At 40.0% G+C, this 25,710-nt stretch carries 26 protein-coding genes; 11 read left to right on the top strand and 15 right to left on the bottom strand.

Features of this window, described 5'->3' with window-relative positions:
- Nucleotides 1-89 precede the first annotated feature (89 nt).
- Nucleotides 90-2,876 carry a two-component sensor histidine kinase BarA gene (gene barA, locus CWB78_RS13560; RefSeq protein ID WP_171040350.1) on the top strand — a complete coding sequence of 929 codons (2,787 nt, stop codon included), beginning with the start codon at nt 90-92 and terminating at the stop codon, nt 2,874-2,876.
- Nucleotides 2,877-2,904: 28 nt separating this feature from the next.
- Here the strand turns inward: barA and pdxJ are convergent, their stop codons facing one another.
- From pdxJ to rpoE, 10 genes are all read right to left on the bottom strand, one after another.
- Nucleotides 2,905-3,636, bottom strand: coding sequence for a pyridoxine 5'-phosphate synthase (pdxJ, locus tag CWB78_RS13555; RefSeq protein ID WP_138596052.1), 732 nt, complete (start codon nt 3,634-3,636; stop codon nt 2,905-2,907).
- A 21-nt stretch (nt 3,637-3,657) separates the two neighbouring features.
- The gene (recO, locus tag CWB78_RS13550; RefSeq protein WP_055013221.1) at nt 3,658-4,350 is read right to left on the bottom strand and encodes a DNA repair protein RecO; all 693 of its coding nucleotides are present in this window, start codon (nt 4,348-4,350) and stop codon (nt 3,658-3,660) included.
- Nucleotides 4,351-4,370: 20 nt separating this feature from the next.
- The gene (gene era, locus CWB78_RS13545) at nt 4,371-5,303 is read right to left on the bottom strand and encodes a GTPase Era (protein ID WP_138596050.1); all 933 of its coding nucleotides are present in this window, start codon (nt 5,301-5,303) and stop codon (nt 4,371-4,373) included.
- Complete coding sequence (rnc, locus tag CWB78_RS13540) at nt 5,293-5,970, bottom strand: ribonuclease III (RefSeq protein WP_008466504.1); 678 nt, start codon at nt 5,968-5,970, stop codon at nt 5,293-5,295. The genes era and rnc overlap by 11 nt, the downstream gene beginning before the upstream one ends.
- Nucleotides 5,971-5,972: 2 nt before the next feature.
- Nucleotides 5,973-6,908 carry a signal peptidase I gene (gene lepB / locus CWB78_RS13535; protein WP_054201762.1) on the bottom strand — a complete coding sequence of 312 codons (936 nt, stop codon included), beginning with the start codon at nt 6,906-6,908 and terminating at the stop codon, nt 5,973-5,975.
- Between the two features lie 18 nt (nt 6,909-6,926).
- The gene (lepA, locus tag CWB78_RS13530) at nt 6,927-8,714 is read right to left on the bottom strand and encodes a translation elongation factor 4 (protein WP_010387797.1); all 1,788 of its coding nucleotides are present in this window, start codon (nt 8,712-8,714) and stop codon (nt 6,927-6,929) included.
- Between the two features lie 122 nt (nt 8,715-8,836).
- Nucleotides 8,837-9,286, bottom strand: a complete 450-nt coding sequence (locus tag CWB78_RS13525; RefSeq protein WP_138596048.1) for a SoxR reducing system RseC family protein — start codon at nt 9,284-9,286, stop codon at nt 8,837-8,839.
- Nucleotides 9,287-10,240, bottom strand: coding sequence for a MucB/RseB C-terminal domain-containing protein (locus CWB78_RS13520; protein WP_010387795.1), 954 nt, complete (start codon nt 10,238-10,240; stop codon nt 9,287-9,289).
- 4 nt (nt 10,241-10,244) lie between these two features.
- Entirely contained in the window at nt 10,245-10,859 is a 615-nt protein-coding gene (locus CWB78_RS13515; protein ID WP_128583129.1) for a sigma-E factor negative regulatory protein, read from the bottom strand.
- A 1-nt stretch (nt 10,860) separates the two neighbouring features.
- Nucleotides 10,861-11,442 carry an RNA polymerase sigma factor RpoE gene (rpoE, locus tag CWB78_RS13510; RefSeq protein WP_010387792.1) on the bottom strand — a complete coding sequence of 194 codons (582 nt, stop codon included), beginning with the start codon at nt 11,440-11,442 and terminating at the stop codon, nt 10,861-10,863.
- Between the two features lie 244 nt (nt 11,443-11,686).
- Between rpoE and nadB the strand changes: the two genes are divergently transcribed.
- Nucleotides 11,687-13,297 carry an L-aspartate oxidase gene (nadB, locus tag CWB78_RS13505; protein WP_010387791.1) on the top strand — a complete coding sequence of 537 codons (1,611 nt, stop codon included), beginning with the start codon at nt 11,687-11,689 and terminating at the stop codon, nt 13,295-13,297.
- Here nadB and CWB78_RS13500 read toward each other — a convergent pair.
- Both CWB78_RS13500 and CWB78_RS13495 read right to left on the bottom strand, forming a co-directional pair.
- Nucleotides 13,272-13,628: a hypothetical protein gene (locus CWB78_RS13500; RefSeq protein WP_138596078.1), complete on the bottom strand. Its 357-nt coding sequence runs from the start codon at nt 13,626-13,628 to the stop codon at nt 13,272-13,274. The two genes, nadB and CWB78_RS13500, sit on opposite strands and share 26 nt — an antisense overlap.
- A 55-nt stretch (nt 13,629-13,683) precedes the next feature.
- Nucleotides 13,684-13,935 (bottom strand): FAD assembly factor SdhE, encoded by a 252-nt coding sequence (locus tag CWB78_RS13495; protein WP_010387788.1) that lies wholly within the window; start codon nt 13,933-13,935, stop codon nt 13,684-13,686.
- Nucleotides 13,936-14,085: 150 nt separating this feature from the next.
- Here CWB78_RS13495 and ygfZ point away from each other — a divergent pair, with 150 nt between their 5' ends.
- Complete coding sequence (ygfZ, locus tag CWB78_RS13490) at nt 14,086-14,997, top strand: tRNA-modifying protein YgfZ (protein WP_138596046.1); 912 nt, start codon at nt 14,086-14,088, stop codon at nt 14,995-14,997.
- An 11-nt stretch (nt 14,998-15,008) separates the two neighbouring features.
- Nucleotides 15,009-15,494, top strand: coding sequence for an FKBP-type peptidyl-prolyl cis-trans isomerase (locus CWB78_RS13485; RefSeq protein ID WP_008111743.1), 486 nt, complete (start codon nt 15,009-15,011; stop codon nt 15,492-15,494).
- Between the two features lie 56 nt (nt 15,495-15,550).
- On the opposite strand, the gene CWB78_RS13480 is transcribed toward CWB78_RS13485, so the two are convergent.
- From CWB78_RS13480 to CWB78_RS13470, 3 genes are read right to left on the bottom strand one after another with little or no spacing between them, the layout of a single operon-like run.
- The gene (locus tag CWB78_RS13480; protein WP_054201768.1) at nt 15,551-16,036 is read right to left on the bottom strand and encodes a hypothetical protein; all 486 of its coding nucleotides are present in this window, start codon (nt 16,034-16,036) and stop codon (nt 15,551-15,553) included.
- Between the two features lie 27 nt (nt 16,037-16,063).
- Nucleotides 16,064-16,876, bottom strand: coding sequence for a DUF481 domain-containing protein (locus CWB78_RS13475; protein ID WP_054201958.1), 813 nt, complete (start codon nt 16,874-16,876; stop codon nt 16,064-16,066).
- A 46-nt stretch (nt 16,877-16,922) separates the two neighbouring features.
- On the bottom strand, nt 16,923-17,243 hold the full coding sequence (locus CWB78_RS13470; RefSeq protein ID WP_054201769.1) for an HI1450 family dsDNA-mimic protein: 321 nt from the start codon (nt 17,241-17,243) through the stop codon (nt 16,923-16,925).
- A 288-nt stretch (nt 17,244-17,531) separates the two neighbouring features.
- Here CWB78_RS13470 and CWB78_RS13465 point away from each other — a divergent pair, with 288 nt between their 5' ends.
- The 7 genes from CWB78_RS13465 to CWB78_RS13435 all read left to right on the top strand — a co-directional run bounded on the left by CWB78_RS13465 (nt 17,532) and on the right by CWB78_RS13435 (nt 25,419).
- Nucleotides 17,532-18,323, top strand: a complete 792-nt coding sequence (locus tag CWB78_RS13465) for a crotonase/enoyl-CoA hydratase family protein (RefSeq protein WP_138596044.1) — start codon at nt 17,532-17,534, stop codon at nt 18,321-18,323.
- Nucleotides 18,324-18,394: 71 nt separating this feature from the next.
- Complete coding sequence (locus tag CWB78_RS13460; protein ID WP_054201771.1) at nt 18,395-18,748, top strand: CidA/LrgA family protein; 354 nt, start codon at nt 18,395-18,397, stop codon at nt 18,746-18,748.
- Nucleotides 18,741-19,472 (top strand): LrgB family protein, encoded by a 732-nt coding sequence (locus tag CWB78_RS13455; RefSeq protein ID WP_054201772.1) that lies wholly within the window; start codon nt 18,741-18,743, stop codon nt 19,470-19,472. The genes CWB78_RS13460 and CWB78_RS13455 overlap by 8 nt, the downstream gene beginning before the upstream one ends.
- A gap of 37 nt (nt 19,473-19,509) precedes the next feature.
- The gene (locus CWB78_RS13450; protein WP_054201773.1) at nt 19,510-20,337 is read left to right on the top strand and encodes a mechanosensitive ion channel family protein; all 828 of its coding nucleotides are present in this window, start codon (nt 19,510-19,512) and stop codon (nt 20,335-20,337) included.
- A gap of 61 nt (nt 20,338-20,398) precedes the next feature.
- The gene (locus CWB78_RS13445) at nt 20,399-23,656 is read left to right on the top strand and encodes an nSTAND1 domain-containing NTPase (protein WP_138596042.1); all 3,258 of its coding nucleotides are present in this window, start codon (nt 20,399-20,401) and stop codon (nt 23,654-23,656) included.
- Nucleotides 23,657-23,710: 54 nt separating this feature from the next.
- Nucleotides 23,711-24,088 carry a DP-EP family protein gene (locus tag CWB78_RS13440; RefSeq protein WP_010387773.1) on the top strand — a complete coding sequence of 126 codons (378 nt, stop codon included), beginning with the start codon at nt 23,711-23,713 and terminating at the stop codon, nt 24,086-24,088.
- A gap of 335 nt (nt 24,089-24,423) precedes the next feature.
- Nucleotides 24,424-25,419, top strand: a complete 996-nt coding sequence (locus CWB78_RS13435) for a GGDEF domain-containing protein (protein WP_138596040.1) — start codon at nt 24,424-24,426, stop codon at nt 25,417-25,419.
- Nucleotides 25,420-25,710: the final 291 nt, after the last annotated feature.

The raw sequence follows: 25,710 nt of genomic DNA, 5'->3' as shown, positions 1-25,710 counted from the left end.
AAAGGTTGATGAATTACGTCTCTACTTTGAGAATAGCTATGAGTATGTATATACTCACATTTAATAAAAATGATAATAATGCTCAGATTATGACCAAACTAGGCTTGCGCGATTCTGTTTTAACACTCACCCTGATCCCCACAGTGATCATTGGGCTATTACTAGGTGGTTATTTTACAATAAATCGTTACATTGAGCTTGATGAAATTTTATATCAACAAGGCACAACAATTTCTGAGCCTTTAGCGATTGCTCTTGAACAACCTTTACTGGAAAAAAATAAAAAACTACTTAATCGCGTGATTCGTTATACACATAACAAACACTCACCGGCGATTAAATCAATTGCTATTTTTAATGATAACAACCAACTTATTATAACTAGTAACTATCATCGCTCGTTCGATACCTTAATTGAGCAAACACAAATAGACAGTTTTAAAGCCACACATGTTCAGCAAACTGAAGAGTTAGTAACTTTTTTTACCCCTATTATTAATCACACAACACCTAATAGCGATTGGAATACCTCTGAGTTTCAGACCACATTAGGTACCGTAGTGATCCAACTTAATCGCGACAAAGCTGTTATTGGTCAGCAACGCGCATTATTAGTCAGCGGTATTATTATTATTCTTGCCTTAGTATTAGCAGCTATTTTAGCACTAAAACTTAGCCGTATGTTTATGACACCGCTAAATAAGTTAGTACTTGCTACCGACAGGTTGATTGAAGGGAAAAGACAAACAGGGTTAACTGAGCCCATGAATGGTGAGTTTGAACTATTGCGTGAAGGACTCAATACCATATCCCACTCTATGGTGATGCAAAAAGACGAAATGCAAAAAAATATTGATCAAGCAACTAGTGATTACCGCGAAACGCTTGAGCAATACGAAACACAAAATATACAGCTCACTATGGCTAAAAAAGAAGCCCAAGATGCTAACCGCGTTAAGTCTGACTTTTTAGCTAAAATGAGTCATGAATTACGTACACCACTTAATGGGGTTATTGGCTTTACTCGCCAGCTTTATAAAACACCGCTAAATAAAAACCAAAAAGATTACCTTGATACCATTGAGCTTTCAGCAAACAGCTTACTGACCATTATTAGCGATATATTAGACTTCTCCAAATTAGAAGCGGGTGCTATGGAGCTTGAATCGATTCAATTTCAATTACGCGATAGCGTAAACGAAGTGATGACATTACTGGCACCTAGCGCTCACGACAAACAACTTGAGCTCTCTATTTATATAAACCCTCAGGTGCCCGATCACTTAACCGGCGACCCCACTCGATTTAAACAAGTACTTATTAACCTATTAAGTAACGCTATAAAATTTACTGAAAAAGGCGCCATTAAAGTCGATATTAGCCATCGTTTGTTGGATGAGGAGCGTACTTCCATTTTAGTGTCGGTGGCTGACACCGGGGTGGGTATTCCTGCCGATAAACAAGACGCGTTATTTACCGCCTTTGGCCAAGCCGACTCCAGTATCACCCGTAAATTTGGTGGCACTGGCTTAGGGCTTATTATTACTAAACATATTGTTGAAGCAATGAATGGCCGTATTACCTTAAATTCAGCTCCAGGTAGTGGCACATGCTTTACTTTTAATGGCGTATTTAGATTACCAAATCATGTATTTATCAACGATTTGCCTACCCAGTCATTAATTGGTAAACGTGTTCTTTATCTAGAGCCACATAAGCATACCCATCATGCCGTTGTTTCATTATTACAAGAGTGGAAAATTAGCGTCACTCGATGTCATAGTGAAAGTGAATTTTTAGAATGTATCGAGAAATCAGAGATTAATTTTGATATATGCCTTATTGGTCACATGGCATCGGTTGACGATATGCAGCGCTTAAAAAGCTATGTAAAAGCGGTTAGAGAATCAACCGATTATTTATATTTAATGCTTAATACTGTATCACACAATATGCGTGAAGCTTTTATAGGCAGCGGTGCAGATGCCTGTTTAAGTAAACCGCTCAACCATCGTAAATTATGTGAGTTATTAGCCGCACCCTATCGACTTGATCACCCTGCGCATAACATAGATCAGCATGAACAAACTCTACTGCCATTAAAAGTATTAGTGGTAGATGATAACGACGCTAATTTAAAATTAATATACACCCTACTCAATGAACAGGTGGAATTGATTGATACTGCCCATAATGGTTCACAAGCTTACAGCTTAAGTAAAAGTCATAAATATGATGTGATTTTTATGGATATTCAAATGCCGATAATGGATGGCATTACAGCCTGTAAACTCATTAAAGAGTCATCTTTGAATGAAGACACACCTATTATTGCCGTAACGGCGCATGCACTTAATAGTGAAAAAGAGCAATTATTAAAAGATGGCTTTGAAGGCTATTTAACCAAGCCAATTGACGAAGATATGCTCAATCAAATTATTTGCGATCATAGTCCGCAGTTACCTGTAAGCCGTGATAAGTCAAAAAGCACATTTGAACATAGCACCGCGCCTTTTGATAGCACTCGGCTTGATTGGACGTTGGCACTGCAACGTGCAGGCGGTAAGCCTAAATTAGCCAATGAAATGCTTAACATGTTGTTATTAAGCGTGCCTGAAACCCTAAACTTATTAAATCAAGCAATAGTCAGCAATGATTGCCCTCAAGTACTCAGCGTGATCCACAAATTTCATGGAGCGTGTTGCTATACAGGTGTACCAAAACTTAAAACCTTAGCTGAAACGATCGAAACATCACTTAAAAATGAGTGCGTACTTGATAATATAGAGCCCGAACTGTTTGAACTTCAAGACGAGCTGGAAAACTTACTTGTTGATGCCAACATTGATAACAACAATAAAAAAGACGAGCTATAGCTCGTCTTGTCTATTGTTATTTATGATTCTAAGCGCGAGCTTCAAGCATTAAGCGTTTCATGTCACGCACTGCTTTATTTAAACCATCAATCGCTGCACGGGCAATAATAGCGTGACCAATATTAAGCTCGTAAATCTCTGGCATCGCTGCAATTGGCTTCACGTTGTGATAATGCAAACCATGGCCGGCATTAACAATTAAGCCAATACTCGCTGCATACTTAACGCCTTGGCGGATGTGTTCAAGCTCTTTTGCTGTATCTTCATCGTTGGTGGCATCAGCATAGGCTCCGGTATGAATTTCAACATAAGGCGCACCACAGGCTTTTGCAGCGTCTAACTGCGCTTTATCGGCATCTATAAACAGTGACACTTTAATACCGGCTTGCGTTAAAGTTTTAGTCGCTGCGGCGATTTTATCAATATTACCCGCTACATCTAAGCCGCCTTCGGTAGTAAGCTCTTCACGTTTTTCAGGTACTAAGCAAACATATTCAGGTTTAACCTCAAGTGCAATCGCAATCATTTCATCGGTTACTGCGGTTTCAAGGTTCATACGTGTTTGAATGGTTTTAGCCATCACATACACATCGCGGTCTTGAATGTGTCTGCGGTCTTCGCGTAAATGAATCGTAATGCCATCAGCACCGGCATGCTCTGCAACACTGGCTGCATGGGCTGGATCAGGGTAAGAAGTACCTCGAGCTTGGCGAAGCGTTGCAATATGATCTACATTCACGCCTAGAAGAATATCTTTCATGTTTGTACCTGTGAAATTTGTTTATTGAGAGCTAATAAATAACTCACGACTTTTTAATGGCTTATTGCCCAATAATGGCTTTAATAAATAACGACTTAATTGCTTTGCCATATATAACACATCCGCTTGGCTAAAGTCATGATTTGCTATGGCATTAAGTTGTGAACCGGTAAATCCAGAACGCGTGTCATGTTGCACCGAAAACCCTACTTCTGCAAAGTAGCTATACGTTTGTGTATCGTCAATTGGCTCACCGTCCGCATCAAAACTAAAATCAACTCCATATCCTAGTAACTCTAACAATTGAAATTCATAAGAGCGCAGTACCGCTTGCATGTCAGTACCGCTATTAAGGTTTTCTAGGTGTGTTTTATAAAGTTGAAAAACTTGATCAATGGGCTCATTAATCGGCACAATGCGATTAGTTAGCTCATTTAAATAAAAGCCACAATAAAGCTTATCACCAGTTAGAAATAACGGGTTGCCGTAGAGCTCAAATTTATTAATATATTTTAAATCGTATTTGCCATTGTAATGGACGAGTAAGGATTGAAATGGTTGCAATTGGGCTTTATGTTTAGTGGCCTGGCGGCCACTAACTCGTGCGAGCATTCTAAGCTGGCCAACGCCTTCTACCAGCATATCTAACATTACTTGCGAGTCACTATAGGGACGTCGATGTAATAAATAGGCTTTGTAAAAGTCGCTGTCCATATTAGGCTATTCGATACTTATTAATCTTCACCGTAGCCTAAGCTTCTTAAGGCGCGTTCATCGTCAGCCCAGCCCGATTTTACTTTAACCCATAGTTCTAAAAATACTTTATTTTCAAGCATTTCTTCTAGGTCTTTACGCGCTTCACGGCCGATCACTTTTAGCTTTTCGCCTTTGTTACCGATAACCATGCGCTTTTGCGTTTCACGCTCAACTAAAATAAGGCCATTGATATGCCAAACACCGTTTTCTTGCCATTTAAACTGCTCTATTTCCACAGTCACTGAGTAAGGTAGTTCCTCACCCATAAAGCGCATAAGCTTTTCACGGATCACTTCAGCAGCCATAAAGCGCATTGAGCGGTCAGTAACGTAGTCATCCGGAAAATAAAATTCGCACGGCGGTAAACGTTTAGTTACTTCTTCTTTGATCAGGTTAATGTTTTTACCCTGAGTCGCAGAGACAGGCATAATGCCTATAAAGTCAAACTTATCGCCTAAAAACTTCATGTGTGGCAGGACAAGGTCGCGATCTTTCACTTGGTCAATTTTGTTAATAACTAACAATACCGGCTTGCCGCTTTGGCTCACTTTGTTTAGTACCATCTCGTCATCGGCATTCCAATGGGTGCCTTCAACAACAAAAATAATCAGTTCAACATCGCCAATTGAGCTCGACGCTGCGCGGTTCATTAAACGGTTAATAGCGCGCTTTTCTTCAACATGCAGACCTGGGGTATCTACGTAAACCGCTTGGTGTTTACCCTCAGTATGAATACCCATAATACGATGGCGCGTGGTTTGTGGCTTACGTGAGGTAATACTGACTTTTTGCTCAATAATTTCATTAAGCAAGGTTGATTTACCCACATTAGGACGGCCAACAATCGCAACCATGCCACAAAATGTGTCTATTTCGCCTTCATGAGGCTGTATTAAGGTATCAAGATTCATTTTTAAGTATCTTCAATGCTTTTTCGGCCGCTTTTTGTTCGGCTTTACGCCTTGAGCTGCCAACAGAAATAATGCTATCCATTCCATCAACGATACATTCAACCGTGAATGTTTGATTGTGTGCCTGACCTTTAGTGTCTACTACAGTATAGCCAGGTAATGATAGCTTACGAGCTTGCAAATACTCTTGCAGCAGGGTCTTAGGATCTTTTTGGTTAAGCCCTGGTGAAATAGCATCTAAACGTGATTCATACCACGCTAAAATAAGCTCGCCGCAACGATCAATGTCTGAATCTAAAAATACAGCGCCAATTATAGCTTCCACTGCATCTGCTAGGGTCGACTCGCGTCTAAACCCGCCACTTTTTAGCTCGCCAGGGCCTAAACGCAGGTAATCACCTAGCTCAAACTCAAGACCAAATTCAGCTAACGTCTGGCCGCGAACTAAAGTCGAACGCATGCGGCTTAAATCGCCTTCACGTGCTTTAGGAAATTTAGCGTACAAGGCATTGGCAATTACAAAACTCAAAATCGAGTCGCCCAAAAATTCGAGTCGCTCGTTGTGTTGACCTTTGTGGCTGCGGTGCGTCATTGCTTGTTCAAGTAGGCCTTGATCAGCAAATGTGTAGCCAATTCTTTTGTATAACTCTGTTACATTTTTTTTCATTGTTACTGAATATTACCTAGGCGTTCAAAACGAACACCAGTTGGAACCCATCCTGGTAAAATGTCATCTGGGCCATTATCAAATTCAAAACTCATCCATATAAAGACAGCTTTACCCACCAAGTTTTCTTTTGGTACAAAGCCCCAAAAGCGACTATCTTGGCTGTTATCGCGATTGTCACCCATCATAAAGTAATGATCAGCAGGCACCACCCATTCATCTGCAGGAGTGCCCAATTGCTGGTAGTAACGCCCTTTACGTTCAGGCGATTTTGGGTTGATTAAAATATCATGGCTAGAGGTCGTTAAATCTTCATTTAAACGCGCTAAAGCCATTGGGCCTTGCATAAATTCATCATCATTAATTAATTTAAAATCAATTTTATTGAATTCGTTGCAAAGAAGCGCGCCTTTTTTAACGTCACCCTCTTCACATTTTGGTTGAATATATAAACGCTTGTCGCGATAAACAATTTTATCGCCAGGTAAGCCTATAGCGCGTTTAATATAATCAACTCTCTCATCTAATGGGTATTTAAAAACAACAATATCGCCACGCTCTGGTTCGCTCACATCCACTAACTGGCTGCGCCATACAGGGTCTTTAATTCCATAAGAATACTTTTGCACTAAAATAAAATCGCCTACTAATAAGGTTGGCATCATTGAACCCGATGGGATCTGAAACGGCTCAAAAATAAACGATCTAAAAATAGTGATAGCAGCAATCATCGGAAAAATCGACTTTGCTGTTTCAGTAATGACTGGCTCAGGCGCAATCAATGCTGCTGTTTCTTCGTCAAGTTGGCCACCGGCAGAAGTTTGTGCAATTGCCAAACGCTCTTGCCTTTTAGGGGCAAACATTAAGTGATCTATTAACCATATTAAGCCTGAGCCTAAGGTTAATAACACCAATAAAACTGAAAAGTAGCCAGCCATTTATTATCCCTTTATTTTTTATTTACCAACTTTTAAAATGGCTAAGAACGCTTCTTGAGGCACTTCAACGTTACCAAGTTGCTTCATTCGCTTTTTACCATCTTTTTGTTTTTGAAGTAATTTTTTCTTACGACTTACATCACCGCCGTAACACTTAGCGATTACGTTTTTACGAAGTTGCTTCACGGTTGTACGCGCGATTACATGCTGACCAATTGCTGCTTGAATCGCAATATCAAACATTTGACGTGGTATAAGCTCTTTTAACGCATCAGCAAGCTGACGACCACGAGACTGCGCGCTTTCACGGTGTACAATAATGGCAAGGGCATCAACACGCTCGCCATTAATGAGTATATCTACACGTACCATGTCTGAGGTTTGGAAGTGCTTAAAGTTATAATCAAGCGACGCAAAACCACGACTGGTTGATTTTAACTTATCAAAGAAGTCCATTACCACTTCGGCCATTGGCAGTTCATACGTTACTGCAACTTGCTTACCATGGTAGCTCATTTTAGTTTGCATACCGCGCTTATCAACACATAAAGTGATTACGCTACCTAAGTACTCTTGCGGTACTAAAATGTTAGCCTCTACTACTGGCTCACGTATTTCTAAAATATCGTTTACGGCTGGTAAGTCAGATGGATTATCAATTTGTGTAGTGCCCTCTTTAGTCACTACCTCATAAATAACCGTTGGTGCTGTGGTTATTAAGTCAATGTTGTATTCACGCTCTAAACGCTCTTGAATAATTTCCATGTGCAGCATACCTAAGAAGCCACAACGGAAACCAAACCCTAATGCGGTTGAATTTTCTGGTTCAAAGAATAACGACGCATCGTTTAAGCTTAGTTTGTTAAGTGCATCGCGGAACGACTCGTAATCATCTGACGCAATTGGGAACATGCCCGCGTAGACTTGTGGTTTGATTTTTTGAAAACCAGGTAAGCGCTCTGGTGCCGCATTTTTTTGATGAGTAATAGTATCGCCCACCGGTGCACCGTGTATTTCTTTAATACCGGCAATAACAAACCCTACTTCACCTGTACGTAAAATACCGGTATTAGTTTGTTTAGGTGTGAAAATACCCACATGATCTGCAGTATGAATATGCTCATTCGACATAATTTTAATTTTGTCGCCCGCGCGAAGTTCACCATGCTTAATACGCACTAGCGATACAACGCCTTGGTACGGGTCAAACCAAGAATCGATAATTAGCGCTTGTAATGGCTCGTCTTTATCACCAACTGGTGGCGGTACATCTTTAACGATCATTTCAAGTACTTCGGCAATACCCACACCTGTTTTAGCACTACATTGCACGGCATCAAGGGCATCAATACCAATGATGTCTTCAATTTCTTCGGCTACACGTAATGGGTCAGCTTGTGGTAAATCAATTTTATTTAGAACCGGTATAACTTCTAAGTCCATTTCGATGGCGGTATAACAGTTAGCCAATGTTTGTGCTTCAACACCTTGGCCAGCATCAACAACCAATAATGCACCTTCACACGCGGCTAATGAACGTGATACTTCATAAGTAAAGTCAACGTGACCTGGAGTGTCGATAAAGTTGAGCTGGTAGGTTTCACCATCGTTTGCTTTGTAGTTTAACGTTACACTTTGCGCCTTGATGGTAATGCCACGCTCACGTTCAATATCCATTGAATCCAGAACCTGTTTCTGCATTTCACGGTCGGTTAAACCACCACAAACTTGGATCAAACGGTCAGAAAGGGTCGATTTACCATGGTCAATGTGGGCGATGATCGAAAAATTACGGATATGCTTCATAAACTGGATTCTAAACTTCTATTTTAAAGGACTAAGGTCGCATGCCTAAATAACTTGAAAATACTTGCTGTGCATTTTCAAGTTACTGTGGCATAAAAACGCAATTTTACATTTAATTGGCGTCAATCACCATCTATTTGAGTTAAAGGAAGACTAATTGGATGAATTTTTATCACTTTAATCTCATGCCTAAGTGATTTTACCCATGTTTTAGCAATTAAGAAGCCGGTGATGCCACCCAATATCGCTGCTAAAATTTGCCAACCTTCAGCCAATAGTATTAATTCACTGGTTATTAAGGTAAAGATTAAACTCAAAAATAAGGGCAGCATGTAAACGGCAAAGGCATGTTTTACAACGTGGCTGTCATCCAGTGACATAGTCACTTTTTGTCCAACTTCTAATTGCGTTTCGAATTTATAGGGTAAGGTTTTCTTTGCTGTACCAAATAACTTACTAAACACTTGAGAGCCACAACGACCATTACAGCCTTCGCAGGCCTGCTTTTGTTGAGCTTCTAAATGCGCAACGTGGCCACTAAGGGCCACGACGGTTAACGTTTGTTCTATCATCTATAATGCCCGTGAAACAGACTCAGCAATCGCTTTAGCGCTCATGGTTGGAATGTTTCCCACCACAGACACATCAAAATTTCCGCCGTTGTGCACATAAATAGTGGTTGCTCCTGAGGTGAGAGCTCCGCTTAAGCGCTTACCTGGTAGTGGCCGTTGCACAAATACTGATACCTCAACAAATCCATCAGAGAATAAATAGTAATCTGTTAATTCATTGTTTAAGTCGAGCTTATGTCTATCGGACTTAAGTAATTCAAACCCTTCAGGTAGCCATCCAATAGTCCAATTCATAGCATTCGCTTTGCTTTGTTCATCAATTGAATTAGCGGGTAATGGTGTTGGAAAATTACGATTAAGTACTTCTAATAATAAGCTTGCCGGTTGCTCAGTTACGCTAATGTGGGTAAGTTGTAATTGCTCAAGCGCTTCGCCTTGGTGATTCACATAGGCGGCTTTCAACAATAAAGACGACTCAGTATCAATCCAAATCCAATAGTTATATTTGTCATCGTTTTTAGATTCAATTCGAACCAGCTGAGCAGGACGCCCCGCAATACGACCTTTACCACCAAGCACAAAATCATAATGCGCACTTAAGCGGTTAATATCTTTAAATAAGACTTCTGGGATAGGCCCTGCAATTGAATCGGTTGTTAACGAGTAAGGTTCTGATTGTGGCTCAAAGTAGGTAACTTGATCGTCAATGCGGATCATTTCAAGGCCTGCACCATTAAGCAAACTTAAATGTTCAAGCTCTATATCACCTTGTTTAGCATGCACCCAGCGGTAGGGCTCCATACTTTTACCCTTAACAACAACAAAAGAGGCGTCGAAATTACGAGTGTGAACTGCACTGGCCATTTCAAGCAGTAAATCTTTAGCGGGGTTTGTGTCATTGGCAAAAGTATTAAAACTTAACACCAATGACATAATAAAAGTGATTACTTTCATCTAATTAGTTTTTTTCCTCTGGGGATGTTTCATCTGTTTTAGCTGTTTTTAACGAATGAGCTACACGCGCTTGACGTTGATGTTCAAGTACTAATGCGCCAATGCGTTGCTGCTGAAGCTCTCGCAAACCTTGCTCTGCGTTATCAAGTGCAGGTGCCGATGAGTAGCTTACTGGCGACGCCATGCCGGTTAACGGCGTGGTTTGCAATAATGGAATTTCGTTTTGCACAGCATCTTCACCTTGCGGTAAGGTGTTCACACCAACAATAGTAAACATTGCTACGCTCGCTGCAATCGCTAATTGAGCAACTGGTTTACGCCAATTAAACGCCACTACTTTATTTTCTGTTTCGGTATTTGAAGGGGTTGCCAACTTATCAGACTGGCTAAAGTCTGCATAAACGGGCTCACTCTCAAGTGCTAACGAAATGCGATCACTAATATCAAAATCCATATTATTGTTATTTTCTTTAGCTCGCATTGCATCACCGATTAACGCGTAACGGCCAAACGTAGCAACATCATCTGATGCAATAGTTGCATCATTTAATGTTTGTTCACCGTCAAGTAATGCTGATAACGATTCGTTATCTAAGCGGTTAACGTGTGCTTTTGTCATACTAAGACTCGCCTATCAATGGGTTTAATTTATTATCAATTGCTTCACGGGCACGAAAAATACGCGAACGTACCGTCCCGACTGGGCAATCCATCACCACGGCTATTTCTTCATAGCTCATACCCTCAATTTCTCTAAGAGTAATCGCGGTTTTAAGATCTTCAGGCAAACTATCAATCGTATTAAAAATAACAGCGCGTACTTCTTCGCTTAATAGTAAATTTTCAGGTGACGCGTTAGAACGCATTGAATCTGCACCTTCATAAAACTCGGCATCGTCAGCATCTATATCATTTGCTGGCGGTTTACGCCCTTGAGCCACTAAATAATTTTTAGCACAATTAACGGCGATACGGTAAAGCCAAGTATAAAAAGCACTATCACCACGAAAGTTTGGAAGGGCACGATACGCTTTAATAAACGCTTCTTGTGCTACATCAGCAATGTCACCTTGATTTGATACATAACGTGAGATCAAACCGGCTATTTTGTTCTGATACTTCTTAACTAATAGGTTAAAGGCGTTTTTATCTCCCTGCTGGACCCTTTTCACTAACGCTAAATCTAATTCCTGCTCGCTCATTCGAGCCGGTACTCCTCTGATTGATTCTTGCTTATTATTCATAGTGTCGCCATTGTTCACACCTACTCTGACCCTTAGATGAATAAAAAGTTCTGACTCATATTGTTTTTTTATAAAATAGCTACAAATTACGCGTTTATACGCTAAAACCACTTAGTAGTAGTTCAACAAATATGGTACAACTGTAAGTATTAAAAATAAATATTGCTCTATCTGAGCATTGTAACCGCAAAGTACCTCACAGATGAACCAAAATAAACATCACATTACCGATGTCGCTATTATTGGTAGCGGCGCAGCAGGCTTATCACTTGCTTTATCTTTGGCTAATTACTGTAACGTTACCGTGATCAGTAAAGGTGAATTAACCGAAGGTTCTACTCTTTATGCCCAAGGCGGAATTGCCGCTGTTTTTGATAAAAAAAATGACAGTATAGAATCTCACGTTGAAGATACCTTAGATGCAGGTGGCGGTTTATGTGACAGAGAAGCTGTTCATTACACTGCCAGTAATGCGCATGACTGCCTACAATGGTTGATTGATCAAGGCGTGCCTTTTGATATGGAATTTGATAGTAAAGGTAAAGAGCGCTTTCATTTAACCCGTGAAGGGGGTCATAGCCATCGACGCATTTTGCATGCTGCCGATGCCACTGGCAAAGCAGTGCAAACAACGCTGATTAGCCAAGTTCAAGCGCACAGTAATATCACCTTGTTAGAGCATTATAATGCGATTGATTTAATTACTGATAAAAATATCGGTAAAACGGGGTCACATGTTCACGGTATGCATGTGTGGAATAAAAAAGCCAAAAAAGTAGAAACCATTGGCGCAAAATTTGTTGCCTTAGCAACCGGTGGCGCAAGTAAAGTGTACCTTTACACCTCTAACCCTGATGTTTCTAGCGGTGATGGTATAGCAATGGCTTGGCGTGCAGGGTGTCGCGTGGCTAACATGGAATTTAATCAATTTCATCCAACCAGTCTCTACCACCCAGAATTACAAAACTTTTTAATTACTGAAGCAATGCGTGGTGAAGGGGCCTATTTAAAACGCCCTGATGGCACTCGCTTTATGAAAGAGTTTGATGAACGAGAAGAACTCGCCCCGCGCGACATAGTCGCGCGCGCTATCGATTTTGAAATGAAACGCCTTGGCGCAAATTGCGTATATTTAGATATTAGCCATAAAGACAAAGATTTTATTATTGAACACTTCCCTACTATCTACGCTAAGTGCTTGAGCGTAGGGCTTGATATTACCAAAGAAGCAATCCCTGTCGTTCCTGCGGCACATTACACCTGTGGTGGCGTAATGACCGACTTTAACGGCAAAACGGATTTAGCAAATTTATACGCTGTGGGTGAAGTGGCTTATACCGGCCTGCATGGCGCTAACCGCATGGCAAGTAACTCATTATTAGAGTGCATTGTATTTGCCCATGCAGCAGCAAAAGACATTTTAAGTAAAATAGAGACCGCACCCGCGCTGGTAGATTTACCTAGTTGGGATGAAAGCCGCGTATCTAACTCAGATGAAGAAATCGTGATCACCCATAACTGGCATGAGCTACGATTATTTATGTGGGATTATGTGGGGATTGTACGCTCAACAAAACGCCTTGAACGTGCGCTGCATCGTGTTGAACTGTTACAACAGGAAATACACGATTATTACGCAAACTTTAGAGTGAGTAATAACTTACTTGAGTTACGTAATTTGGTGCAAGTTGCCGAGCTTATAATTAGAAGCGCTATGGAACGTAAAGAAAGTCGTGGACTACACTTTACTATTGATTATCCAGAGCAAAATGAGAACCCAACACCCACTATTTTGACTCCGCTACGTAATTAATTGCTTCAAGCGTTGCCCGTTTTAAGCGCGCATAGCTTTGCTCATCAACACTATTGGCTGAGATAATCAGCCAATAGTTTTTACTAAAGCCATTAATATACAGCCACAAACTCTGACCAAGTAACCGGCTTTGCTTACTAATTACCCCTTGAATTTGCCTGCCAGATCCTTCAAAACGAAATTGATTCAGCTCTAAGAGTATAATGCCTTGCTGTGGTTGAGCAGCCACGATTTTTCGCCAAACAATAATGCCAGCAAGTGTATTAAGTGCAATACAAAAAAGAGTTGCCACCACCGAGTTCATAAATAAGCACAACACTAGAGTCAGCACACAAAAAAAGACCACAATCGGTTTGTGGTCTGTTTTATTATCTGTAACGGTAAATCTATACACGAACTCGGTCTAAAATTAGCTGAACCATGCTGTTTAGCTCTGCGTCTTTACATTCTTCATGGCCCATAAACCAAGCGAATAAATCTGGGTCTTCTTGCGTTAATAGACGCTGAAAAATCGCTTGCTGTTTAGCATCTAACGAATCATAAGCTTCTTCAACAAACGGCATAAACAAAACATCTAGCTCTAACATGCCACGGCGACAAGCCCAACGGATACGTGCTTTACTATGTATTTCAACCATTTTAAACCTCATATTTAATTAACTCGAGTTTACCAAATACGCGTTAATTTAACAGCACAAAGTTATAAAAACATCGTCTGTTAGTCGCTGTACCATACGCTTTAACTACGTTATTATGTGGCTTCATTTGTTATTGCAAAGAAGGTGTTTATGTCTCAGGTTTATGCATGTCCTTTATCACATCAGGTTATTAGCCTCTCAGGCGCAGATAAATTATCGTACCTACACGGACAAATCACTCAAGATCTAAATAAACTTAACAACGATAACTTTTTGTGGGCAGGTCACTGTAGTGCAAAGGGTAAGTTATGGGGTGTATTTAAGCTATTTTCTTATCAACAAAGTTACTTTTTAGCTGGTTCAAGTGCAGAAGTAGAACGCTCTCTTGCTGAATTAAAAAAATATGCTGTATTTGCAAAAGTTGAAATTAATAAAGCCTCAGAGCGATTAATTGGTTTACTTGGTGATGACCTAACAGGCTTACTCACACAACTCGATATTCACTTTAGCGATGACGCCACGGCTTGTGACTTCGCTCACGGTAAAGCCCTTAAACTTGCATCAAACCGCGTTTTATTGATGGTTGATAGCCAATTTTGCCTACCTGACGACGTGTCGACCCTCGACAACGATGCCCTATGGCAACAAGCGTCTATACTCGCTGGTGAACCGCAATTAAGTGTCGAGGCGATTGATGAATACGTACCGCAAATGGTTAATCTGCAAGCCATCGACGGCATTAGCTTTAAAAAGGGTTGCTACACAGGCCAAGAAACCGTTGCACGTATGAAGTACCTAGGCAAAAACAAACGTGCTATGTATATCGTTTCAGGGCAAAGTGAAGGGTTACTCGAAGCACCCGACATTGAAACTCAATTAGGTGAAAACTGGCGCCGCGCAGGTAAACTTATTGCGCAAAGCTATAATGAACAAACACAGACTTTAACTGGTTTGGTCGTGTTGCCAAACGATACTGATATCGATCAGACTCTTCGTGCAAAACACACCCCTTCGGTAGAGCTAAACATTCTGCCTCTACCTTACTCTCTTGAAGATGAATAATAGGAATGACTATGATCGTTGCAGCAAATAAAGTGGTAAAAATGCATTACTCTGTTTTAGATAATGACGGCAATACCATTGATAACTCATTTGGCGGTGAGCCATTAATTTTTATCGTTGGTACAGGTTACCTGATCTCAGGGCTTGAAAACGCGCTGCAAGGCAAGCAAGCTGGCGATACACTAAGCGTAAAAGTGGAGCCTGAAGAAGGTTACGGTGAGCGTCATGACCACTTAATGCAAGCTGTACCTAAATCAATGTTTGAAGGTATGGAAATTGAAGTGGGCATGCAATTTCGTGCAACCACAGATGACGGTGACCAATCAGTAATGATTATCGACATTCAAGACGAAGAAGTGATTGTTGATGGTAATAATCCACTTGCCGGCATTACACTTAACTTTGATGTAGAAATTTTAGAAGTACGCGATGCAACAGCCGAAGAGCTTGAGCATGGCCACGTACATGGTGAAGGCGGCTGTGGCCACGAGCACTAAAACCCGCTAAATCAAATTACTACACGTTTATAAAAAAAGCGCCTAAGGCGCTTTTTTTATAGCATATTATTCTGTGTTCGTAATTTGGCTTGAGGCTCTGCTGCTGGCATTTCAACTGGGGTTATTTTATCTTCAAGCGCAGCAACTAATCCAGCTTGATCATTAGTGCCTAAGCGATACTGAGTGCCATCTTTAAGCGTTAATTGCACCGCACTAAAGCCTGATACCGAATAAATCCACCCATCGTGTGTAATGCGAATACCAATACCATGGCGGTATGAATTTTGTACTGCTTTTACATCCACTATGTCTTCTAATGCTAATTTTTGGCCTGCAACACCAGGGCCAAATGCCCAGCTAACATGAGTTTCGTCAACTTTAATGGTTAAACCGTGGAACAAAAAGCCCACCAGCACTAAAATACCGGCAAATACGATTAACGGGGCATCGGCACCAATTAAATTCCATGCAAGCGCAACAAAACCACTGATCCACGCTAATACTACAAATATAAATACCGCATACTGCTTATGCTGATACATAACACTCTCTATTAAAAAGTTAAAAAATTAAAAACTGTACACTAAGGTGGCACTGAGCTCTGAATCGTATTTTAGTTTATCTTCTTCAGGCTTAGAATTATAACGATACATATAAGCAAACTTTAACGATACCGCGCCAACCACTTGGCTAATTAATGCCGTTTCTGACTTTAACCGAGAGTTAAGCCCAGACAAAGACTGTTCTATACTGATATCTTGATTAAATCGGGTACGCTTAGATACCAACCTCTCCCACTGCATTGCAATACGAAGTAAATAACCCATTTTGTCTTTGTCGTCTTCAAGTGCTGTTGACTCATCATCAGCAACTGAGCGGTATAGACCTGGGCCAATATCTATATCTACCTTATTTTTAACCCCTTGATAAACACGTGCGCCATAACCGGTTGCTACCGTACTTTTAAAATCAAGGCCGCTAAATTGATCTTCCTCATAATCCCCGTAAATAAAGAAAGACGAGTTTTTAACGCCTATTTTATAGTTACCCTGTGCAGAGAAAAACACGCGATTAGCAGTCACATCCGACTCACCCGTTTCTTCGTTTTCGTCACGTTTGTACAAAGAGTCTATTTTGAATTGATTTCGCCAGTTTTCAAAATCTTGATAAAGGTTCCCTTTAAGCTTAAAACTGGTTGAATTAGTGTTACCTTTACTTAAAATAAAACCAAATTCGGTATCACCATACAATACTTCGCCTTTGTGTAACTCATGAATTTCTTCATCAGAGAGCTCCCCATACTCATGAAAATCTTCAAAGGGATCAACTGCCCAGCTAAAGCAGCTAAATAATAAAAGCAGTAGTACAAAGGAGTTTCGCAAAATACGTTCTCTTACAAATGGCAATAACAAAAAAGCAGAGAAATGGTTATTCACTTTCTTTCCACAAAATATGACAAAAAGGCGCGTCTTTATCACGGCTAATTAAAATTTTCGCAAATAATACGTCTTCGTTATCAAACTCAAGGCCAACTAATACTTGAATAAAATGCTCAGGTTCAATTTCTAGGGCAACAAAGTCTTGCCACTGTTCATCGGGCTCATCTTCTTCAATAAAGCCCAGTTCTTCACGGTGTAGGTTAAATTCTTCAACATCTTTGTCGCTTAAATTATTAGGAGCCAGCTCCAAAAAAATATCATAAGCTTGATGAGTTACTTCTTCTATCGTAAATAAACGTGGACCTGACATGAGTGGTTAACCTCTGAGCTTTTAAGTTGGCGCCATAATATCAAAAGTTGTTAGGGTTTTGATAAAAAAAACACGTTAAATACTGGCTTTTTTACTTTTACCTAATACTTATAGATATTGTTGGATGGGTTTGCATTAAGGTTTGCTGACCTTTTAAATTAAATTTTCCTTTAAAGGAAATAGACCCAACTTACATTAAAAAATTCAGTTTGTTTTTATTCATCTTCATCCACTTTACTTAACATCAATAAAAACATAAGCTCAAACAACAGGTCAGAGGAGTGCACAATGATAAAATTAGAAAAAAAACAGGGTATTGCTACCGTTACATTAAATCGCGTAGAAAAACAAAATGCCTTAAGCTTTGCTATGTTTGTTGAGCTTAACAAGGTGATTAAAAATATAAAAAAAGACGCCAGTATTCGTGCGGTTGTATTAACCGGTGAGGGCGAACACTTTTGTGCAGGGCTCGATATTAACGCGGTTATGGCCTCGCCATTCAATATCATAAAGCTCCTATTCAAATGGCTTCCTGGTAATCAAAACCTAGCGCAAAAAGTCGTACTGGGCTGGCAGTCATTGAGCGTGCCTGTAATTGCTAAAATTAACGGAAACTGTCTTGGTGGTGGCCTGCAAATAGCCCTTGGAGCTGATTACCGAATTGTTCATCACGATGCCAAACTCGCCATTATGGAAGCGCGCTGGGGGTTATGCCCAGACATGGGCGCTAATGTTATGCTTGCAGGCTTAGTTAAACGCGACCAAGCACTTTGGCTAGCAAGTCATGCTGACCCCATTAGTGCTCAACATGCTTTTGAACTCGGTTTAGTAACAAAAACAACCGACGATACCGATAAAGCAACTAAAGAAATGCTTGAAACATTACAAGCGCGTTCACCTGACACATTGGCGGCAATAAAACGAGTAACTCAACAAAGCTATAAAGCCCAAGCTCGAAAAATACTCGCTAAAGAAACATGGAGCCAAATTCGCTTATTAAGCAACCCCAATACTAAAAAAGCCATTGCTAAAGCAAAAGGTAAAACTGGTATTGAGTTTTCAAACGCCAAACGCTGGTAATACTAAGGCACAATGCACAAAACAGCGTTATTTGTTAAAGTGATAACCCTCTATTGTATTGAGTCATCGCCATGAAATACTTTTTAAGTAGCGCTATCATTTTGCTTTGCTTAGCAGCAGGTAAACTTATTATGCACTTTATTGATGCCAGTTTTCCTGCGCCACTATTAGCAATGGTTATTTTACTGGTTTTACTTTTATCAGGCATTGTTAAAGAGCAGCAACTTACCCCGTGTGCCTCGCCTATTTTAAATGTAATGCCTATTTTCTTTATTCCTGCAGGCGTTGGTTTTATTGAACACTTGGGACTTATAAAAACACATTGGCCATTTTTAACCACCGTGATGATTATAGTGCCCTTGAGTAGCTTAATTTTAGTAGCCAGTGTGGTTGGCCACTTTAAGGGCACTGAAAACAATGAATGAGCAAATCAGTGCAATAACGCCAAGCCTTTGGTGGTTGACCATCCCTTTTATAATTACTCTTTTTTTTGGACTTAAAATGCTCAATATGAGAGTAAGTCACAGCATTTTAAAATCCCTCACGAACCCCGTATTTTTAAGTATCGGCATTATTGCCTTATTACTCGTTAACCTTAAATTACCCTATTCACAATTTGCTTCGCATAGTCGGTTGTTAACGTGGTTATTAGAGCCGGCCATAGTCGCGTTAGCCCTCCCCTTGTATCAGCAGTTTATGCATATTCGAAAAAACTTTTTACTCATTTTAGTCACCTGCAGTATTGGCATTATTAACGCCACACTGGTGGCTTTTGTATTAAGTGTTTTATTTGCTGTCCCATCGCAGCTCAGCGCTTCAGTTGCGGCACTTAGCGTTACTACACCTATTGCATTACTTGTCACCGACTCACTTGGGGGGATCAGCTCGCTAGCCGCTGCTATGGTTATTTTTATTGGTTTGCTTGGGGCTTTGTTTGGCTTTTTGTTACTAAAATTAATTAAAATATTTAACTTTGAGGCACAAGGCATTGCAATGGGAACGGCCTGTCACGCTATAGGTACAGCGGCTGCAATTGCCGAACATCCAAAAATAGGGGCGTTTTCATCGGTGGCTATGGCATTGAGTGCGCTATTAACTGCTGTGATAGTACCACTATTATATCCAATTTTAGTGAGCACTTTGTTATAGTAAGTTGATACCAATATAACTAAAACTAGAGCTCACCATGATCAGTTCCGAAATTCAGCAATTTGAAAAGTACTACGCCCTACTTACCGAGTATTTAGTCACCTATAGCATGCAAATAGTCGGTGCTATTTTTATTCTACTGATTGGTCTTTGGGTGGCGAAAAAGCTTGCCGAAGTAGTTGCCAATTTGATGACTCGACATAACGTTGATATCACCTTAACTAACTTTGTTAGTAATGTAGTTAAAGTACTGCTGATCATTATGGTGATCATAATTGCGTTGGGTAAAATTGGTATTAGTGTTACCCCGTTTGTTGCTGCAATAGGTGCCGCTTCTTTAGGTGCTGGCTTAGCATTACAAGGCATGCTTTCTAATTATGGCGCGGGACTTGCTATTATTGCCACGCGGCCATTTGTGGTAGGCGATACCATAGAAGTAAAAGGGGTTAGTGGCCAAGTAAAAGTAATTGAACTGGGCCACACCGTGTTAATTAATGAAGAAAAAGTAGAAATAACCATTCCCAATAAGCATATCGTTGGCGAAATCCTACATAACTCATTTAACTACTCTTTAGTAAAAGGTGAAATAGACATAGCCTACAGCGCCTCTAGTGATACTGCGATCAACCTTATCGAAAACGTATTAGCTAATCACGAACTGGTTGCTAAACAACCCAATGCACAAATTGGCATAGAGCGCTTTGCTGATAGCGGCGTTACTATTAGCTATCGATACTGGGTTCCTACCACTAAAATTATTGAAACTAAGCTCGCTATTAATGGCGGCGTATATAAAGCAATTAACGATGCCAATATAGAAATTCCGTTTCCACAGCGCATTGTTACACTTAATAAAAATAACTAGTACTACTAATATAACTAAAGCAAAAACTAAGTGCACTTATAACTATAAAAATGAGCCTATTATGCATCAACCTCCCTTTTATTTAGGTGAATGGCAAATAACCCCTGCCAGTAACACCATTCAACGCGCTGAGGAACAAAAACAGCTAGAACCTAAAGCCATGGATGTACTGGTATACTTGTGTCAAAATCAAGCAGAGATTGTGAGTAGCGACGCGTTATTAACTCACTGCTGGGCAAACACAGAAACCGGCGATAACCCTCTGCATAAAACTATCACTCAACTTCGAAAAGCTCTGGGTGATAAAGCAAGCGCCCCGCAATACATAGAAACCATACGTAAACGTGGTTATAGGGTTATTGCATCGGTTGAGTTTCCATTAGCTGATGACCTCCCCAACCAAGTTAACACATGGCAAGGCGGCTCCCCTTTTTTAGGTTTGAGTGCATATAACCCAACCGATACCCACTTATTTTTTGGTCGTAATAAGGCCATCAGCACGTTATTAGAGATCGTATCAAACCAAGTAACATTGCAGCGCGCATTTTGTTTAATTCTTGGCCCTAGTGGCACAGGTAAATCATCATTAGTTAATGCGGGTATACTGCCAAAGCTACTCGACGAGCGAGGCTATAACGGCATTAGAGTAATGTCGTACACCCAACTCGACTTTGCAGATGTAGCTCAAAATAGGCTGTATTTAGATCTCGCCTCAGCCATGCTAGATTGGGATATTAACGACATTCCAGTATTTACAGGGCTAAGCGCACAAACGCTGGCACAGCAACTAGAACATGACATAGACAATGTTATTAGTTGCTTAAAAAATACAATTGCAAATACCCAAACAGCAGCAAAAACGCCGCAATTGTTTTTGTTTATAGACCGCTTAGAAGTGCTACTTTCCTCACCGCTATTTAGTAACGACACCCGAAGTCATTTTTTATCTGTTATTGAGCGTTTAGCGACCTCTAAAGCGGTGATTGTATTTAGTGCCTGTCGTAACGATTTTTACCCTTTAGTGGTTGAGCAACCAAGTCTTATGGTGGGCAAGGCTCATGGCGCGCATTACGATTTAACCCCGCCAAATCGCCATGAACTACAACAAATTATTCGCTTGCCAGCGTTAACCGCTAATTTAACGTTTTCACAAGACCCACACACCAAAACCCCGCTGGATGAAATACTTTGCGCCGATACCGCCAATAATCCAGATGCACTGCCCATGCTGCAATACACACTGCAAGAGCTGTATTTACAGCGCAGTGATACTAATGAGTTGTTACACAGTGTGTATGAAAAACTCGGCGGTATTGAGGGTGCCATTGGTAAAAAAGCCGAAGAGGTATTTATAGGGCTTTCTAAAGCGCAACAACAGCAACTAAAAAGCGTGTTATCGCAATTAATCACGCTAAACCCAGATGGTAAAACCATTACGAGCCGCGCAGCCCGCTTGCAAGCGTTAACCAACACCAGCCAAAAAGAGCTGGTTCAAGCCATGGTCGATAGCCGCTTATTTGTATCGCATTTACAAAACCAAGAAGCTTACTTTAGCCTTGCTCACGAGGCATTATTACGCCAATGGCCACGTGCCAAACAGTGGATTAATGACCATAAAGATGCCCTTGCTATAAAAAGCCGCTTACACCACCACACGCAACAATGGCTTAATGAGCAAAAAAGTAACGCCTACTTGTTAGCACCGGGTAAACCGCTGCAAGAAGCCGTTACCTTATTAAACGACAACATATTCGAACTAGACGATGACGAACGCGCCCTTATAACCAGCTCTCTTAAACACAGTAAAACAAAAACAACCATAAAACGCGGCACGGTTGCTCTGCTTTGTTTACTTACCTGTGTTGCCCTATTTATGAGTATTACCAGCTTTCAAGCGCAGCAACTTGCACAGCAAAAACGCCAAGAGGCCGAAAGCTTACTAGGGTTTATGGTTGGTGATTTTGCCGACAAATTACGCAGCGTTAAGCGTATGGACCTACTTGATGGCATTAGTAATAAAGCACTTGAGTATTTTACCAATCAAGTCGAGGAGCCAAGCTCGCTATTTAACTTTAGCAGTCAACAAGCCGAGTTTAAAAGTCGCTTTCAGTACGCACAAACTCTGGAAGCCATGGGGGAAGTGGCTTATTCCCGCGGTAAAACCATTGAGGCCTTCACTGCCTTTGAAAACGCCCGCATTCGCCTTGAGGCATTATTAAAAATTCAGCCAAACAACTTAGAGCTTCTCACACTCGCCGGTGCTAATGCCTTTTGGCTCGGTCAGCTTCATTATGATAAAAGTAATTACGCTGCTACTGAGCCATTATTTAAAAAATATCATGCCTACAGCGAGAAAATGTATTCATTAGCACCGAATGATTTTAACTCGATTATGGAGCTATCGTATTCGCATAATTCGCTGGGCTCTTTGTATTTAAAGCAATTTAACTACACTGCCGCGAAACAACGCTTTACAAAGTCGCTCGCCCTTAAAAATGAAGCGCTTAATTTAATTCCAAACGATAAAAACTTATTAATTGATAGAGCTGATACTCTTAGCTGGATTGCTAGCACAGAAGTACACTTAGGTAACTACAGAAATGCGCTAAATTTTTATGAACAAGCAGAAAAAGTTTTAAATACTTTAACCTCATTATATCCTAATGATGCAAACTTATTAGAGATGCTGGCCTATACGCACTCCCATCAAGCCAATCTACTAAGTTACCTGCCAGATAAACAGCCAGCTTTTTTGCATACAATAAAAGCATTAGAGGCTGAAAAAAAAGCATTAAAACAGGATCCAAAAAATAAGAAATTCCAAGAAAAATATTTTCAGTTTTTAACTAACCAAACCTTAATTTACGCTGAGCTCGCTAATATTTCTTTAATTGAAAGCATTATAAACTTCTTACATACATCAGAGAAAAATCGTAATATCACGGGTATCTATGTCAATTTGATTCGCTACTTTGTCAAAGTCAAACAATCGACCTTGGCAGAGAAATTCATGGATGAGTTAAACAGATATACAACTTCACTAGGAATTGAAGAAAACTCAGGCATTAATAATAGCATTCATATAGCCAGCATATATTTGGCGCAAGCAAAATTAGCAGCATCTAAAGAGAATAATGAGAAGCGAAAATTATTTTGCCACAAGGCTCTAAAATCAATCTTAAATATAGCTAAAAAAACAAATGATATTGATATTCTTTTTCCCCTATTACAGGCATATAGTTGCTTAGATCGCTTGTCTGAAGCTCCCGAAAAAATAAAGATACTTAAAGAATTTGGTATCAATAATTTCGACTTATAAACTAAAAATATATTCAGTAGTATCCTACTACTTATTAAAAAAGAGATGTAAACAATGACTACAGTAGATAACAATCAACTTATAAAATTTAGTGTTAACGTAACAATTAATGAGAACGACGAGGCTGTATTCAAATACACAGAAAATGGTCATGAGGTATCAGGTGGTGGAGAGGTAACAGTTCCAAACACTCATGGTGTCTATACTTTAGATGAAGAAACGCTTAAGCGTGGTTTTTATTTTGTTGGCGCAGAGCTGAGTGGGCCAATAGTAGAAGATTTTAGTTTTAAAATAATCAACGGTGGTCAATCTATAGTGGTTGTTGATTCAAATAAAAATGCAGGTGATTTATGCTTGCAGTTTATTGTTGCAATCCCAACAATCCAAAAATACATTAGCGCAGATCCACAAGTTAGAAATGAACCTCGTTAATATTTAGAACTCAAAACGCTCATTTAGCTGTGAACTAAATGAGCGTCTTTTATTTAGAAAGTTCAAACATACATAACTTTAAAAGTTGTTCATATTATTACTAATTAGTTTTAAATGTTGTATAACCAACAACAAATTTAAATGAATATTTTAATTAACAATAAATTTTAACACACTAACTGCTATTTAAACCGCAAATAAAACCAAACCACAAACACAAAAAAGACATTAAGAATCAAACAGTTAAAATCAGAAGATTACCGAAAGGTTTAATTGCACTTTTTTAAGTAAATTTGTAGACATCAAAAACGTCTGTACCATGCTAAGGCTAAAACGTGTCGAAACAAATTAACAATAAAGAGACTGCAGCAACTGATAACGATAAGGCATTGCCCTTCGATAGCGCTTTATCATCCTCTTTTTCTCATACTCAATTTGATGCATTAATAGAATTATTTAATGGCACCGCCGAAGGTATTTTTGTCCTTAATGAACAGGGTGGTTTTGAATTTGCCAACCCAAAGGCTGCTCAATTACTTGGTTACTCTCAGCAGTCGCTGATAGGCGAAAATTTACTGTCGTTTTTACACGGTTCAGACCTTGATAAATATAAACAGACCTTATTAAATTGGATTGGTATTAAGGACACTCCCCTTACCATTGGCCCAAATGAAGTTGCTATAAACAAAGCCAATGGCGATGTGATTGAAGCTGACTTATCAATATCAAGCATGCCAAAAAGTCTCGCATCGGCGCAAAAGTTGTACGTGTGCATACTTCACGATCTTAGTACTCATAAAGCCATGTATAATCGTTTAAAAATACAGGCCTCAACCGATCATTTAACTGGGCTTGCTAACCGTTTAGCTTTAGATGAGTCGTTAAAAAAGTACTGGCAAGAGAGTATTCAAAGCCAACAACCTTTAACCAGTATATTAATTGATGTTGACCACTTTAAAAAATTCAACGATACCTATGGGCATATTAAAGGCGATAAATGCTTACAGAAAATAGCAAAAATGCTATTACAGTGCATTCCATCTAGAGAGTGTTTAGCTGCTAGGTATGGCGGTGAAGAGTTTGCAATTATTTTACCCCGTTGCGATATAAAAACCGCCACCGTTGTGGCCAACCATATACAACAACAAATTGCACAAATGAGCTTTACCGACTTAGGTTTGCCGCCAGAGGTTAAAATTACGGTAAGCCAAGGAATTGCCTGTGAAAATAATAACCAGTACCGCACCTACGAGGCGCTGTTATATGCCGCAGACACGGCTTTATACCGGGCAAAAACGGAAGGCAGAAATAAAATAAGTACGATTGTTTAAAGTTTAAATTAAAGGCCTTTTCATGACGCTACATCTATATTAAACGCCACTTCATGGAGGTGGCGTTTAGTTAAATAACAGCTGATTAAACTAGGGTCTGTTGACCTTTACGGATTAAGATTCGTTCAAACTAGGGGCTATTTAATCGCGGCGCGAGGTTTGTAACCTAGTGGGCTAAGTAAAAACCGAGCAACAAAGAGTAAATCGCCCTTAGGCAGAACCCTTCGGGCAGCGCCTGTTTGGCATTGATGCTGCATTATCGCCTATTTATGGGAAAGAACCACCCCACAA

The organism is Pseudoalteromonas sp. S1612 (genome assembly GCF_005887175.1).
GTDB classification, from domain to species: domain Bacteria; phylum Pseudomonadota; class Gammaproteobacteria; order Enterobacterales; family Alteromonadaceae; genus Pseudoalteromonas; species Pseudoalteromonas undina.
This window is presented reverse-complemented; position numbering and strand designations above follow the sequence as displayed.